13 protein-coding genes are annotated in these 14,462 nt (G+C 71.7%); 11 read left to right on the forward strand and 2 right to left on the reverse strand.

Annotation, left to right across the window (positions count from 1 at the left end):
- The first annotated feature begins 195 nt into the window (after positions 1-195).
- The 4 genes from ACIOJD_RS28040 to ACIOJD_RS28055 all read left to right on the forward strand — a co-directional run bounded on the left by ACIOJD_RS28040 (position 196) and on the right by ACIOJD_RS28055 (position 4,038).
- Positions 196-1,245, forward strand: a complete 1,050-nt coding sequence (locus ACIOJD_RS28040; RefSeq protein ID WP_401918569.1) for an energy-coupling factor ABC transporter permease — start codon at positions 196-198, stop codon at positions 1,243-1,245.
- A gap of 2 nt (positions 1,246-1,247) precedes the next feature.
- Positions 1,248-2,009 carry a cobalt ECF transporter T component CbiQ gene (gene cbiQ, locus ACIOJD_RS28045; protein ID WP_401918571.1) on the forward strand — a complete coding sequence of 254 codons (762 nt, stop codon included), beginning with the start codon at positions 1,248-1,250 and terminating at the stop codon, positions 2,007-2,009.
- The gene (locus ACIOJD_RS28050; protein WP_401918573.1) at positions 2,006-2,791 is read left to right on the forward strand and encodes an energy-coupling factor ABC transporter ATP-binding protein; all 786 of its coding nucleotides are present in this window, start codon (positions 2,006-2,008) and stop codon (positions 2,789-2,791) included. Before cbiQ ends, ACIOJD_RS28050 begins: the two co-directional genes overlap by 4 nt.
- An 86-nt stretch (positions 2,792-2,877) precedes the next feature.
- Positions 2,878-4,038: a serine hydrolase domain-containing protein gene (locus ACIOJD_RS28055; RefSeq protein ID WP_401918869.1), complete on the forward strand. Its 1,161-nt coding sequence runs from the start codon at positions 2,878-2,880 to the stop codon at positions 4,036-4,038.
- Between the two features lie 73 nt (positions 4,039-4,111).
- Here the strand turns inward: ACIOJD_RS28055 and ACIOJD_RS28060 are convergent, their stop codons facing one another.
- Together ACIOJD_RS28060 and ACIOJD_RS28065 are read right to left on the reverse strand one after the other, a co-directional pair.
- Entirely contained in the window at positions 4,112-5,767 is a 1,656-nt protein-coding gene (locus tag ACIOJD_RS28060; protein ID WP_401918574.1) for a penicillin-binding transpeptidase domain-containing protein, read from the reverse strand.
- 190 nt (positions 5,768-5,957) lie between these two features.
- Complete coding sequence (locus ACIOJD_RS28065; RefSeq protein WP_401918576.1) at positions 5,958-7,679, reverse strand: dolichyl-phosphate-mannose--protein mannosyltransferase; 1,722 nt, start codon at positions 7,677-7,679, stop codon at positions 5,958-5,960.
- A 164-nt stretch (positions 7,680-7,843) separates the two neighbouring features.
- On the opposite strand from ACIOJD_RS28065, the gene rsmI reads away from it, so the two are divergent.
- From rsmI to ACIOJD_RS28100, 7 genes are all read left to right on the forward strand, one after another.
- Positions 7,844-8,734 (forward strand): 16S rRNA (cytidine(1402)-2'-O)-methyltransferase, encoded by an 891-nt coding sequence (gene rsmI / locus ACIOJD_RS28070; RefSeq protein ID WP_401918578.1) that lies wholly within the window; start codon positions 7,844-7,846, stop codon positions 8,732-8,734.
- A 129-nt stretch (positions 8,735-8,863) separates the two neighbouring features.
- Positions 8,864-9,340: a hypothetical protein gene (locus ACIOJD_RS28075; RefSeq protein ID WP_401918580.1), complete on the forward strand. Its 477-nt coding sequence runs from the start codon at positions 8,864-8,866 to the stop codon at positions 9,338-9,340.
- A gap of 100 nt (positions 9,341-9,440) precedes the next feature.
- Positions 9,441-10,310, forward strand: a complete 870-nt coding sequence (locus tag ACIOJD_RS28080) for a TatD family hydrolase (RefSeq protein ID WP_401918582.1) — start codon at positions 9,441-9,443, stop codon at positions 10,308-10,310.
- Positions 10,311-10,468: 158 nt separating this feature from the next.
- Positions 10,469-11,857 (forward strand): ubiquitin-like domain-containing protein, encoded by a 1,389-nt coding sequence (locus tag ACIOJD_RS28085; protein WP_401918583.1) that lies wholly within the window; start codon positions 10,469-10,471, stop codon positions 11,855-11,857.
- A 77-nt stretch (positions 11,858-11,934) separates the two neighbouring features.
- Complete coding sequence (gene rsmA / locus ACIOJD_RS28090; RefSeq protein WP_401918871.1) at positions 11,935-12,777, forward strand: 16S rRNA (adenine(1518)-N(6)/adenine(1519)-N(6))-dimethyltransferase RsmA; 843 nt, start codon at positions 11,935-11,937, stop codon at positions 12,775-12,777.
- The gene (locus ACIOJD_RS28095; RefSeq protein ID WP_401918585.1) at positions 12,774-13,727 is read left to right on the forward strand and encodes a 4-(cytidine 5'-diphospho)-2-C-methyl-D-erythritol kinase; all 954 of its coding nucleotides are present in this window, start codon (positions 12,774-12,776) and stop codon (positions 13,725-13,727) included. The genes rsmA and ACIOJD_RS28095 overlap by 4 nt, the downstream gene beginning before the upstream one ends.
- A 190-nt stretch (positions 13,728-13,917) precedes the next feature.
- Positions 13,918-14,283, forward strand: coding sequence for a hypothetical protein (locus tag ACIOJD_RS28100; protein ID WP_401918587.1), 366 nt, complete (start codon positions 13,918-13,920; stop codon positions 14,281-14,283).
- The last annotated feature ends 179 nt before the right edge of the window (positions 14,284-14,462 follow it).

The raw sequence follows: 14,462 nt of genomic DNA on the forward strand, positions 1-14,462 counted from the left end.
CAGGCATTTCGTACTAATCCTACAAAACTCAGTCAATTAACTCACGGTCGAGGTGATGTCACATCCGATAGTCGGTGGGGACATCTTCCGGGTGCCATCTCGCATGTCATCTGCTCTTGCGCATTGGTTGCAATAGGGCACTATCATCGGCACGCTCAGTACCCCCGCCGTCCCCGCAGGAAGCGGAGTCCCGCCATGCATGTCCCCGACGGATTCATCAACCTGCCGGTCTCGGCCGCCACCGGCGCCGTGGCCGTGGGCGCCGTGGCGGTCAGCCTGCGCGGCGCGCGCCGGGAGCTGGACGAGCGCACCGCGCCGCTCGCCGGACTGGTCGCCGCCTTCATCTTCGCCGTGCAGATGCTCAACTTCCCCGTCGCGGCCGGGACGAGCGGTCATCTGCTGGGCGGAGCCCTGGCGGCGATACTCGTCGGTCCGTACACCGGTGTGCTCTGTATCTCCGTGGTGCTGCTGATGCAGGGCATCCTCTTCGCGGACGGCGGGCTCACCGCGCTCGGCGTGAACATCACCGACATGGCCGTGGTGACGACCGTGATCTCGTACGCGCTCTTCCGCGGGCTGGTGAGGATCCTGCCCCGGACGCGCCGCTCGGTGACCGTGTCCTCCTTCGCCGCCGCGCTGGTCTCCGTACCGGCCGCCGCTCTCGCCTTCACCTTCTTCTACGCGGTCGGCGGGACCACCGACATCCCGATCGGCAAGGTGCTGACCGGGATGGTCGGGGTGCATGTGCTGATCGGCATCGGCGAGGCCACGATCACCGCCCTGACGGTCGGCGCGGTCATCGCCGTGCGGCCCGATCTGGTGTACGGCGCCCGGGGGCTGTCCGCGCCGCTGAAGCTGCGGGTCGGCGGGGAGCTGGTCGACGCGGCGCCCGAGTCCTCACCCGTGGCGGCCCGTTCCCCCCGCAGGGTCTGGGCGACCGGCCTGGTCACCGCGCTCGTCCTGGCCGGGTTCGTCTCCTTCTACGCCTCCGCCGCCCCCGACGGCCTGGAGAAGGTCGCCGCGGACCAGGGCATCGACAAGAAGACCGAGCCGCACCACAGCGCCGGCTCCCCGCTCGCCGACTACGGCGTCGAGGACATCTCCGACGCCCGGGTCTCCGGCGGCCTCGCGGGGGCGATCGGGGTGGCCGCCACGGTCGCCGTGGGCAGCGGTGTCTTCTGGGCGGTGAGCCGCCGCCGTACGGCCACGGCGGCGGCATCCCGGTCGGCCGACGGGCGGGTCTGACAGTGGGCGCGGGCCATGCCCACAAGCTCTACCGGCACGGGCACTCGCCGGTCCACGCGCTGCCGCCGCACTGCAAGCTCGCCGCCGTCTTCTGCTTCGTCGTCGTGGTCGTCTCCACCCCGCGCGAGGCGATCTGGGCATTCGGCCTGTACGCGGTGCTGCTCGCGGCGGTCGCCGTGGTGGCCCGTATCCCTGCCGGGTTCCTGCTGCGGCGGATGCTGATCGAGGTGCCGTTCGTGGCGTTCGCGGTCCTGATGCCGTTCGTGGTGCCGGGCGATCATGTGCGGTTCCTGGGGCTGTCGTTGAGCGTTCCCGGCCTCTGGGGCGCCTGGAACGTACTCGCCAAGGGCACCCTGGGCGTCGCCGCGTCCGTGATCCTCGCGTCCACCACCGAACTGCGCTCCCTGCTGCTCGGCCTCCAACAGCTGCGCCTGCCACCGATGCTGGTGCAGATCGCGTCCTTCATGATCCGCTACGGCGATGTCATCACCGACGAGATGCGCCGGATGTCGATCGCCCGCCGCTCGCGCGGCTTCGAGGCACGGGGCGTACGCCACTGGGGAGTTCTGGCGAAGTCCGCCGGGGCGCTCTTCATCCGCTCGTACGAGCGCGGGGAACGCGTGCACCTGGCCATGGTGAGCCGGGGGTACGCGGGCACCATGCCGGTCATCGACAAGGTGAGCGCGAGCGGGGCGCAGTGGACGTACGCCGCCGCGCTCCCGCTGTCGGCCCTCACTGTCTGCCTGTTTGGCTGGTTCCTGTGACTTCTCCCGTGTCTTCTCCCGCCGTACCGCCGTCTCTTGAGGTCAGCGGGCTCGCGTACGCCTACCCCGACGGCCATCAGGCCCTCTTCGGCGTCGACCTGACCGTCGGGCGCGGGGAGCGGGTGGCGCTGCTCGGACCCAACGGGGCCGGCAAGACCACACTCGTCCTGCATCTCAACGGCATCCTCAACCCCGGGGCCGGCTCGGTCGAGGTCGCCGGGCTGCCGGTGGCGAAGCGGAATCTGGCGGAGATCCGGCGCCGGGTCGGCATCGTCTTCCAGGACCCGGACGACCAGCTGTTCATGCCGACCGTGCGCGAGGACGTGGCGTTCGGACCGGCCGCCGCCGGACTGCGCGGGCCCGGACTGGAGGCCCGGGTGCGGGACGCGCTCGGCCGGGTCGGGATGGCGCGGTACGCGGACCGGCCGCCGCACCATCTGTCCTTCGGGCAGCGGCGGCGGGTGGCCGTGGCGACCGTGCTGGCGATGGAGCCGGAGATCCTCGTCCTGGACGAGCCCTCGTCAAACCTGGATCCGGCGTCCCGGCGTGAACTCGCCGACATCCTGCGGTCGTTGGACATCACCGTGCTGATGGTCACACACGACCTGCCGTACGCCCTCGAACTCTGCCCCCGCGCGGTCGTCCTCAGCGACGGCGTGATCGTGGCGGACGGCCCTACCCAGGGACTTCTCGGCGACGAGGAGTTGATGGCGGCGCACCGGCTGGAGCTGCCGTTCGGTTTTGACCCGCGTTCCGTGTCGCCGCGCCACGTTGCACCATAGAGGGGGTCGCGCCACCGGGGCGTGAGGTGACGGACGAGCGGTACGGCGAGCGGACGCGCGCGGTACGGCCGGGCGGGAGTGCGGGCGTGGACGTCCAGGGCACGGTGGAGGCGGGCTTCGAGCCGGTCAGGGACGCTTTCGTACGGAATTTCGATCGGCTCGGTGAACACGGCGCGGCGGTCGCCGTGTACCGGGACGGGCGGAAGGTCGTGGACCTGTGGGCGGGTACGCGCGATGTGGACGGCCCGGAGCCCTGGGCGCTGGACACCGCGCAGGTCGTCCGGTCGGCGACGAAGGGTGTGGCCGCCGCCGTACCCCTGCTGCTCCACCAGCGCGGGCAGATCGATCTCGACGCGCCCGTCGGCACCTACTGGCCGGAGTTCAAGGCCGCGGGCAAGGAGCGGGTGCTCGTACGGCATCTTCTCTCACACCGCGCGGGTGTGCCCGTACTGGACCGGCCGCTGACCCGGGCCCAGGCCGTCGACGGCGAGTCGGGCGCTCTCGCGCTGGCCGCCCAACGGCCCGTCTGGGAGCCCGGAACGGACCACGGCTATCACGCCCACACCTACAGCTGGCTGATCGCCGAGCTGGTCAGACGGGTCACCGGGCGCAGCATCGGCCGGTGGATCGCGGAGGAGATCGCTCGGCCGCTCGGCCTGGACTTCTGGGTGGGTCTGCCCGAGGAGGAGGCGCACCGGGTGGGGCGGATCGGCCCCGTCGAGGAACTGCCGTCGGCGGGCGGGGGCGAGCTCAAGCTGCGGCCCAAGAGGTCGGTCACGGAGGCCTACCAGAACCCGGAGTCGCTCACCCGGCGCGCGTTCGGGGTGATCGATCCACTGCCGGACGAGAACGACCCGGCGTACCGCGCCGCCGAACTCCCGGCCTCCGGCGGCATCTCGACCGCCCGCGCGCTGGCCCGCGTCTACGCGGCGATGATCGGCCCCGTCGACGGCCACCGGCTGTTCGCGCCCGCCACCCTCACCCTGGCCCGTACGGAGGAATCAGCGGGCCCGGACCGGGTCCTGGTCGTCGCCACCCGCTTCGGCCTCGGCTTCATGCTGCACGGCCCGTCCGCGCCGCTGCTGGCGCCCGGCTCCTTCGGACACCCGGGACGCGGCGGCTCGCTGGGCTTCGCGGACCCCGAGTCGGGAATCGCGTTCGGGTACGTGACCAATGGCATGCGCAAGGGAGTCACGGCCGACCCGCGCGCCCAGGCCCTGGTACGGGCGGTGCGGTCGGCGACGTGAGCGGCCGGTGAGACGTTCCGCGGGGTACGGGGACTGATCGGCCGGTCAGCCGGCCGATCAGCACCGAGGCCGGTCAGCCGGCCGACAGCACCGAGGCCACCACCGGGCCCGCCGCGTCACCGCCGTGCCCGCCGGCCTGGACGACCGCCGCGGCGGCGAGATCGTTCTCGTACCCCGTGAACCAGCTGTTGGACGTGGTCTGGCCGTCGACCTCCGCCGAACCGGTCTTCGCGCCCTTGTCCCCGCCGAGCCCGGCCATCGCCTTGGCGCCGGTGCCGCTGGTGGCCGTCAGGCGCATCATGGAGCGCAGTTGGTCCGCCGTGCCCGGCGACAGCGAGCGCGCGGCGGTCGCCATCTTCCGGTCGTCCAGGTCGCTCGGCACGATGACCGGCTGCTTGAACGCGCCGTTCTTGGCGGTGGCGGTGACGGACGCCATGTTGAGGACGTTCATCTGGACCGTGCCCTGGCCGATGTACTGCGCCGCCGCCTCGCTCCCGGTCCCGGCCGGGACGCTGCCGTCGAACGACGGGATGCCGGTCTGCCAGTTCAGGCCGATACCGAAGACCTCCTGGGCCTCCTTCGCCAGCGCGCCGTCGTCCTTGGTGTCGTCGATCAGCTTGATGAAGGCGGTGTTGCAGGAACGGGCGAAGCTCTGCGCGAAGGTGCCGTTCGGGATCGAGAACTCGTCCAGGTTCTGGAACTTACGGCCCTGGTATATCGCGTTCTTCGGGCACTCGGCCGGCTTGTCGGCGGCGACCAGGCCCTTCTCCAGCAACAGCGCCGCCGTCATGATCTTCATCGTGGAGCCGGGCGCCTGCTGGCCGAGCATCGCCGCGTTCCAGCCGTCCTTACGGTTGTTGGCCACGGCCAGGATCTCGCCCGTACTGGGCTGGAGAGCCACCACCGACGCCTCGCTGTACTTCTTCACCGACTGCTCGGCCGCTGCCTGGACGCTCGCGTCCAGCGTCGTCGTCAGCTCGCCCGGCTTCCCCTTGGAGAGCGTCAGCAGCGACTGGTCGGCGGGGGCCTTCGCGTCCGCCGTGGTGCCGCTGCCGTTCTCGCCGCCGGCCCTCAGCATCAGTTCGATGCCCGCCGAACCGCCCGCTTCCTCGCCGTACTTGGTCCGCAGCTGGTCCAGAACGGCCCCCAGCGACGGGTACTTCTCCTTCGTCAGCTCCGTGCCGTCGCGGTCAACGGCCTTGATCGGCGGGGTCGATGCCTCGCCCGTGACCAGGAGCGTGGAGTCCGTCAGCTTCGGATGGATCACGGACGGCGCCCAGTCGACCAGCGGGCGCCCGGTGGTCCTGCCGCGCACCACGGTCAGTTCCGAGCTGTACGACCAGGGCTTGCTCTGCCCCTTGAACGCGACCGTGGCCTTGACGGTGAACGGCACCTTCGCGCCGGCCGCCGTGCCCGGTGTGATCACCGCTTTGGTGACATGGGCCTGGTCGCGGTAGCCGCTGATGGCCGGCTCGGCGGCGGTGGCGTCGTTGGTCAGCTGGGCGACATCGGCCGCGTCCGTCCCGTCCGCCCAGCCGGTCAGGAAGTCCTTCGCCGCCTTGTCGATCTCGGCCGCGCTCAGCGGGCCGGTCCTGACCTCCGCGCTCCTGGTGGTGGCACCGTCGCCGCCGGCCTGCCCGCCGTAGAGGCTGTACGCGCCGTACCCCACTCCACCGGCGAACACGATGAACACCCCGCCGATTACGGCGGTCTTCGCTCCACTGCGCATGAGTGCGGCCCCTCCCCAGAAGTCCAGCCGACTCTACGGGACGTGTATGTCACCCGGGACAGGCGGCTGTCGGGCCGCGGACAAGCGTTATCGGACTGCGACGACCTCGGCGGAACCGGGTGGCCATGAGCCCTGGGAGCCGGTATTCCGGCGGCCGGGTCAGACGCCACGGCCGCCTGACCCCCCGTCATCAGACCCAGGTGTCGAACCACATCCTGCTGCGCCACGCGTCGATCGGGATCGACGTCCCCGTGTACAGCGGCCAGAAGTAGATGAAGTTCCAGACGACCAGCAGTACCAGCACGCCCGCACCGACCGCGCCGATCGTCCTTCGTCTCTCGTCGGAGCCCGCCGGACCCACCATCGCGCCGATCATCATCGCCACCGCGAGACAGAGGTACGGCACGAAGACGACCGCGTAGAAGAGGAAGATCGTCCGCTCCTGGTACAGGAACCAGGGGCCCCAGCCGGCCGCCACCGCGCAGGCGATCGCGCCCGCGCGCCAGTCGCGGCGGAAGAACCAGCGCCACAGGACGTAACAGAGCGCGAAGCCCGCCGCCCACCACAGCAGCGGGGTGCCGATCGCCAGTACCTCGCGGGCGCACTCACCCTTCGTCACGGCCGGGCAGCCGTCCTTGCCGGCCGCCGGATCCTCGTAGAAGTACGAGACCGGGCGGCCCAGGACGATCCAGCTCCACGGGTTCGACTGGTAGGTGTGGCCCGAGGTGAGGTTGACGTGGAAGCTGTAGACCTCGTTCTCGTAGTGCCAGAGGCTGCGCAGCCAGTCCGGCAGCCAGGTCCAGCTGCCGCCCTTGCCCGCGGTCTCCGCCCAGTTCCTGAAGTAGCCCTTGTCCGTGACGATCCAGCCGGTCCAGGAGGCGACGTACGTCACGACCGCGACCGGCACCGTAGAGAAGAAGGCGGGCACGATGTCCCGCTTGAGCACCGCCACGTACGGCCGGACCGCGCCCGCCGTGCGGCGCGCGCCCACGTCCCACAGCACGGCCATGATCGCGAAGGCGGCCAGGATGTAGAGGCCGTTCCACTTCGTGGCGAAGGCCAGGCCCAGCATCACCCCGGCCGCGAGCCGCCAGGGCCGCCACCCGAGCCGCAGGGTCCCGGCGACCGGGGCGTCCGGGCGCAGGACGCCCTCCTCGTCCACGGGGAGCGCCGCCGCCAGCTTCCGCCGTGCCCAGTCGCGGTCGATCAGCAGACAGCCGAAGGAGGCCAGCACGAAGAACATCAGCACCAGGTCGAGGAGAGCCGTACGGCTCATCACGAAGTGCAGTCCGTCGACGGCGAGCAGCGCGCCCGCCAGGCATCCCAGGAACGTGGAACGGAACAGCCGGCGCCCGATCCGGCACAGCATCAGCACCGAGAGCGTGCCGAGCACCGCGACCATGAAACGCCAGCCGAAGGGCGTGAACCCGAAGAGCTGCTCGCCGAGGCCGATGACCCACTTGCCGACCGGCGGGTGGACGACGTAACCGGGCTCGGTCGGGATGGGCACCGAGGACGGGTCCTTGAGGATCCGCACGTCGATGTCCTTGGGCCAGTTGCCCTCGTACCCCTGGTTGACGAGCGCCCAGGCGTCCTTGGCGTAATACGTCTCGTCGAATATCACCGCCTTGGGGTTGCCCAGGTTCCAGAACCGGAGCACGCCAGCGACGAGGGCCACGAGCAGTGGCCCGCCCCACGCCGACCAGCGGATCAGCCGCTGCGCGAGGGGGGCGGGCACCGCGAGCACCGCCCACAGCCGCTCGGAGGGCCGGGTGTACGGCGGTACCAGCCGCTCGCGCAGGCCCGTCACCGGCCGGGGCACATGGCCGAATCGGCGCAGCCGCTGAGGCCAAGAGGGCGGCTTGTCGCCGGCGTCGTGCCCCTGGAGGGCTTCTGGCGCAGTACTGGTCACCGCGCCATCGTAGGGAACGCCGCTGTGCGAGGGGCGCGTCGCGCCCTGCGAGGATGGCGGATGTGAACGCGACGCCTGGAACAACGCCCGGATCCACCCCCGAATCAACCGCGTCAACGCCCCGGTCGGCCGCTGGACCGGCGTCCGGACCGAGAGCCGGTTCGGTGTCCGGATCCGGGCCGGGGACGCTGGTGCTCGCGGGGACACCGATCGGCGATGTCGCGGACGCGCCGCCCCGGCTCGCCGCCGAGCTGGAGACCGCCGACGTGATCGCCGCCGAGGACACCCGGAGGCTGCGCCGGCTGACCCAGGCGCTCGGCGTCCAGACCCGCGGCAGGGTCGTGTCGTACTTCGAGGGCAACGAGTCCGCCAGGACCCCCGAGCTGGTCGACGCGCTGACGGGCGGGGCGCGGGTGCTGCTCGTCACGGACGCGGGCATGCCGTCCGTCTCCGACCCCGGATACCGGCTGGTGGCGGCGGCCGTCGAGCAGGACATCAGGGTGACGGCCGTGCCCGGCCCCTCCGCCGTGCTGACCGCGCTGGCGCTCTCCGGACTGCCCGTCGACCGCTTCTGCTTCGAGGGCTTCCTGCCGCGCAAGGCGGGCGAGCGGCTCAGCAGGCTGCGGGACGCGGCGGGCGAGCGGCGCACGCTCGTCTACTTCGAGGCACCGCACCGGCTCGACGACTCGCTCGCCGCGATGGCCGAGGTCTTCGGCGCCGACCGCAGGGCCGCCGTCTGCCGGGAGCTGACCAAGACGTACGAAGAGGTGAAGCGCGGCGGCCTCGGCGAGCTGGCGGCCTGGGCGGCCGAGGGGGTACGGGGCGAGATCACCGTGGTGGTCGAGGGCGCGCCGGAGGCCGGGCCCGGGGACCTGGACCCGGCCGAACTGGTGCGGCGGGTACGGGTGAGGGAGGAGGCGGGGGAGCGGCGCAAGGAGGCGATCGCCGCCGTCGCCGCCGAGGCCGGGGTGCCCAAGCGCGAGGTGTTCGATGCCGTCGTCGCGGCAAAGAACGCGGAGCGCGCAGCCCCTATGGACGGTAAAGGACCCTCGTGAAAAGCAAAGAGCAGACCGGGTGCCGGTCCATTTGGGCATGGGAAGGTTAAGACCCCGCCATTAATCGACACAGGCTGATGCGCTCCCGCCGGTAAAGGCGTCCACTGGGTCAGGTGGAGAGGAGCTGGCATGAGTGAGATCACCGGCACAGCAACAGCTCATGAGGCATATGCGTTCTGCTGTATGCGTTGTGGACACGGCTGGGAGCAGGCTTACGACATAGAGCACTATGTCGACGGCTCGGGCAAGAATGTCGTCGTCTACAAGTCGGAGGGCATACGGGTGCCCTCCCCGCTGTCGAGCCCGACCTGCGTCAACTGCGGCGGGCATGTCGTACGGATCATGCGGTCCGGGCAGGTCTCGTCCGTACACGCGCTGATGACGGAGCGGCACCACCCGGCGAAGCGCGGGCGCGACGCCGCCGCCGAGGTGGGGAAGACGGGGGTCGAGGGGGTTCCGGCGCAGCCGGGCGGGGAGATATCCGCCGGCGCCGACGGGCACGGACCGAGCGGGGACGGGCGCGCGAGCGAGGGCGAGGACTCGGAGGCGGGGCACCACCACTGGCACCTCTCCGATCTCCTGCACCCGTTCCACCACCGCAAGTAGGCCCGTCCCGGCACCGGGTGCGGGCCGTGCGCCGCAGGTGCGAAGCGCACGGGAGAACCGCAGGTGAACTCATGGGCGTGGTCCTCGTAGGATCGCGCCCATGAGTTCGAAGCAGGCTCCGCCGCCGCTGCCCGAGCCCCTCCGGGTGCCGGTCGCGGATTCGCACACCCATCTGGACATGCAGGACGGCACCGTCGAGGAGGGCCTGGCCAGGGCCGCCTCGGTCGGTGTCACGACGGTGGTCCAGGTGGGGTGCGACCTCAAAGGCTCCCGCTGGGCCGCCGAGACGGCCGCGGCGTACGAGAACGTGCACGCGGCCGTCGCGCTGCACCCCAACGAGGCGCCGCGCATCGTGCACGGCGACCCCGACGGCTGGTCGCGGCAGGGCGCGCGCGAGGGCGGCGGCGACACGGCGCTGGACGACGCGCTCACCGAGATCGACCGGCTCGCCGCGCTGCCGCGGGTACGGGCCGTCGGCGAGACGGGACTCGACTACTTCAGGACCGGGCCCGAGGGCATGGCCGCCCAGGAGCGCTCCTTCCGCGCCCATATCGAGATCGCCAAACGCCACGGCAAGGCGCTCGTCATCCATGACCGCGAGGCGCATGCCGATGTGCTGCGAATCCTCGCCGAGGAAGGCGCCCCGGAACGCACCGTCTTCCATTGTTATTCCGGTGATGCCGAAATGGCGGAAGTGTGTGCCGCTGCCGGTTATTACATGTCTTTTGCAGGCAATGTCACCTTTAAAAACGCTCAACCGTTGCGGGATGCGCTCACAATAGTGCCGCTGGAACTTGTTCTCGTCGAGACGGACGCGCCTTTCCTTACGCCCGCGCCCTACCGTGGCCGGCCCAATGCGCCGTATCTCATTCCGGTCACCCTGCGTGCCATGGCCCAGGTGCGGGGCATCGGCGAAGACGCCATGGCCGGGGCGATTTCGCACAACACTGCGCGTGCGTTCGGTTACTGACGCCCGGCGGTGTGAGGGGCGTTCACGGCGGGGTGGTGCAGACTGGCTGCGCGACGCTGCGTGGTCGAGCCACTTTGGAGAGTGACACAAGCTCCGCTAGTGTCCGGGCCCGCCCCGTCTTCCTTCCCGGCAGGGCGGACCGGATCTTGTGGAGCGTCGTGAGCAATGCGCAGGGCAGTCACCGGGCCGCACGCGGCGGGCGCCGCGCCGCCAGGACCGCGGAGCGGGAGCGGTACGAGCAGCGGCCACCGTACGAGCAGCGGGAGCGGTACGAGCAGGAACCACCGTACGAGCAGCGGGAGCGGTACGAGCAGCAGCCACCGTACGAGCAGCAGGACGACCCCGCGCAGCCCGCACCCGAACCGTCCGACGCGACCGACCCCGACCCCGCTCCCGGCCGCCGTCCCCGCTCCCGGCGCCTCCCCGGCGGGCGCCGCCGCAAAGCTCCCCCGTCCCCCGAGGCCCTGCGCCGGCTCGTCCCGCAGGCCCTGGTCGTCGCGTTCCTGGCCGGCGGCACCTCGGCGTTCGTCGTCCACGACAAGGCCGTCAAGCTCAGCGTCGACGGCGAACCGCGCACCCTGCACACCTTCGCCGGTGACGTGGAGGAACTGCTCGCGGACGAAGGCGTGGCCGTCGGCGCGCACGACATCGTCGCCCCCGCGCCCGGCGACCAACTCACCAGCGGGGACGAGGTGATCGTCCGCCGCGGCCGGCCCGTCCTCCTCACCCTCGACGGACAGCGCCGCCAGGTGTGGACGACCGCCCGCACCGTCGACGGCGCGCTGCGCCAGCTCGGGGTGCGCGCGCAGGGCGCGTTCCTCTCCGTCTCACGCTCCTCCGCGATCTCCCGCGGCGGGCTGGAGCTGCACGTACGGACCGAACGGACCGTGACCTTCATGGCCGACGGCCGTGAGCGCACCATCCGTACCAACGCCGCGACCGTCGCCGAAGCGCTGCGCGAGGCGGGCATCGCGACACACGGGCAGGACACCACATCCGTACCGCCCGACAGCTTTCCGCGCGACGGCCAGACCATCACCGTCATGCGCATCACGGCCCATGAACAGGTGCGCGAGGAGCCCATCCCGTACGACACGGTCAAGACCCGGGACCCGGCCCTGTTCACCGGAACCGAGGTCGTCGACCGCCAGGGCCGGCCGGGCGCCCGGCGGGTCACCTACGCGCTGCGCACCGTCAACGGAGTCAAGCAGAAGCCGCGCAGGATCCACGAGGAAGTGGTGCGCCGCTCGGTCACCCAGCTGATCAGGGTCGGTACGCGGGCGATGCCCTCGTCCGTGGCCGGCGCGGACGGGCTGAACTGGGCCGCGCTCGCCGCCTGCGAATCGGGCGGGCGGCCCGGTGCGGTCGACGCGTCGGGGAACTACGGCGGGCTCTACCAGTTCGACACCGGCACCTGGCACGCCCTCGGCGGCAGTGGACGCCCGCAGAACGCCCCGGCCGCGGAGCAGACGTTCCGCGCGAAGAAGCTCTACGTGCAGCGGGGGGCGAGTCCGTGGCCGCACTGCGGCCGTAGGCTGAGCGGGTGAGCACCACTGAGCCCGACGCCCCTGACGTCCCCGGCGAACCCGACGTCCCCGACGCCCCTGGCGCCTCCGACGCCCTCCTGGGGCCCGCCGAGATCCGCGAGCTGGCCGCCGCTCTGGGCGTACGCCCCACGAAGCAGCGCGGGCAGAACTTCGTCATCGACGCCAACACCGTCCGCAGGATCGTCCGCACCGCCGAGGTGCGGCCGGACGACGTCGTCGTGGAGATCGGCCCCGGGCTCGGCTCGCTGACGCTGGCGCTGCTGGAGGCGGCGGACCGGGTGACGGCGGTGGAGATCGACGACATCCTGGCCGGGGCGCTGCCCGCGACGGTCGAGGCCCGGATGCCCGCGCGCGCCGGGCACTTCGCGCTGGTGCACTCCGACGCGATGCGGGTACGGGAGCTGCCCGGCCCGGCGCCGACCGCGCTCGTCGCGAACCTCCCGTACAACGTGGCCGTGCCGGTCCTGCTCCACATGCTGGAGCACTTCCCGACGATCGAACGGACCTTGATCATGGTCCAGGCCGAGGTCGCCGACCGGCTCGCCGCACGGCCGGGCAACAAGGTGTACGGGGTGCCGTCCGTGAAGGCCAACTGGTACACGGACGTCAAGCGGGCCGGATCCATCGGCCGCACCGTCTTCTGGCCCGCGCCCAACGTGGACTCCGGCCTGGTCTCGCTCGTCCGCAGGTCCGAGCCGGTGAAGACGACGGCCTCCCGGACCGAGGTCTTCGCGGTGGTCGACGCGGCCTTCGCGCAGCGCCGCAAGACACTGCGGGCGGCCCTCGCCGGATGGGCCGGATCGGCCCCGGCGGCGGAGGCGGCGCTGGTGGCGGCGGGGATCTCGCCGCAGGCGCGCGGTGAGGCACTGACGGTGGAGGAGTTCGCGCGGATCGCGGAGTCGAAGGGGGCGGGCGCGTGAGCGTCGGGGAACAGGCGCAGAGGCAGGCGTCGTCAAAGACAGCCGCGGAGGTACGGGTGCGCGTACCGGCCAAGGTCAACGCACAGCTCGCCGTCGGAGCGGCCCGCCCCGACGGCTTCCACGACCTGGCGAACGTCTTCCTCGCCGTCGGCCTCTACGACGAGATCACGGTCACGCCCGCCGCTGAACTGCGCGTCACCTGCTCGGGCCCCGACGCCGGCCAGGTCCCGCTGGACGCCACGAACCTCGCCGCCCGCGCGGCGATCGCACTGGCCGAGCGGCACGGCATCGACCCGCACGTCCATATCCACATCGCCAAGGACATCCCCGTCGCGGGTGGCATGGCGGGCGGCAGCGCGGACGGCGCGGGCGCCCTGCTGGCCTGCGACACCCTCTGGTCGCTGGGCTCCTCCCGGGACGAACTCCTCGCCATCTGCGCCGAGTTGGGCAGCGATGTGCCGTTCAGCCTGATCGGCGGGGCGGCGCTGGGCACGGGCCGGGGCGAACAGCTCACCCCGCTCGACGTCGGCGGCGACTTCCACTGGGTGTTCGCGGTCGCCGAGGGCGGACTGTCCACGCCGACGGTGTTCCGCGAGTTCGACCGGCTCACCGAAGGTACCGACGTCCCCGCTCCGGCCGCCGACCCCGCGCTGCTCGACGCCCTGCGTACGGGCGACGTCACCGCCCTCGCCGGCGCCCTGGCCAACGACCTCCAGCCCGCGGCCCTCTCGCTGCGCCCGTCCCTGGCGGACACGCTCGCGGCGGGTACGGCGGCGGGCGCCCTGGCCGCCCTGGTCTCGGGCTCGGGCCCGACGACCGCGTTCCTCACCGAGGACACGGACACGGCGGCCCGGGTGGCGCGGGCACTCCTCGCCTCGGGCACCTGCCGTACGGCCCGGGTGGCGGCGTCCCCGGCGCAGGGCGCGACGGTGGTACGGCGCGACGCCTGACTCCCCGAGGGCGGATGTCCCGTATGACTCTCCGAGGGTGGATGTCCCGTACCGGAATTCCCGTCTCGCGGGCATTCCGGTACGGGACATCCGCACCCGGCGGGGGCCCGGCTGTGTGGGGGAACGGGCGTTCTTCGAATGGCAGTTGGGGATTTCGGACAGGGCCGAAGGTCGGCATATGATCTTGGCCATGACTTCGCAAACCCCCGAGAAGAGCCCCTCCCGCAAGCAGAAGCTCCAGGAGAAGCAGCGGCGCCAGCTGGCGGTCGTCGACACCATCGACAAGGCCGAGGCCAAGCTGCGGAAGGCCGAGGCTGAGCTGGCCGAGGCCGTGGCGGAAGCGGTCGAGGTCTTCGGGGACGAGCGGAGCGCCTCCGAGGAGCTGGGGCTGTCGATCGAGACGATCCGCGGCTACCTCGACCTGGTCCAGGGTGACGCGAACGCTGCCGGGGAGCCGGAGGCGGCGGCGGAGCCCGCGGCGAGCGTCCCGGCCGGCCGCCAGGCGAAGACCAAGGCGGAGGCCGAGGCCGCCGAGCCGGAGCCCGCGATGGCCTAGGTGGCCTAGGTCCGCGAGGTGGCGCCCGCCGCGGTGGCGGCCGATGTCGCTGCGGGGTTCCGGGCCCGGCGAAGATCGGCCGGACAGGACCAGCCTCGCGCCTCGTGCTGTCCGCTCATCGGTCCGGGGCAACGAGCCGTCCTTCCTGGCGACTACGCTGGACGTCGATCCGTCGTCCC

Source organism: Streptomyces sp. NPDC088116, assembly GCF_044741745.1.
In the GTDB taxonomy this organism is placed as follows: Bacteria; Actinomycetota; Actinomycetes; order Streptomycetales; family Streptomycetaceae; genus Streptomyces.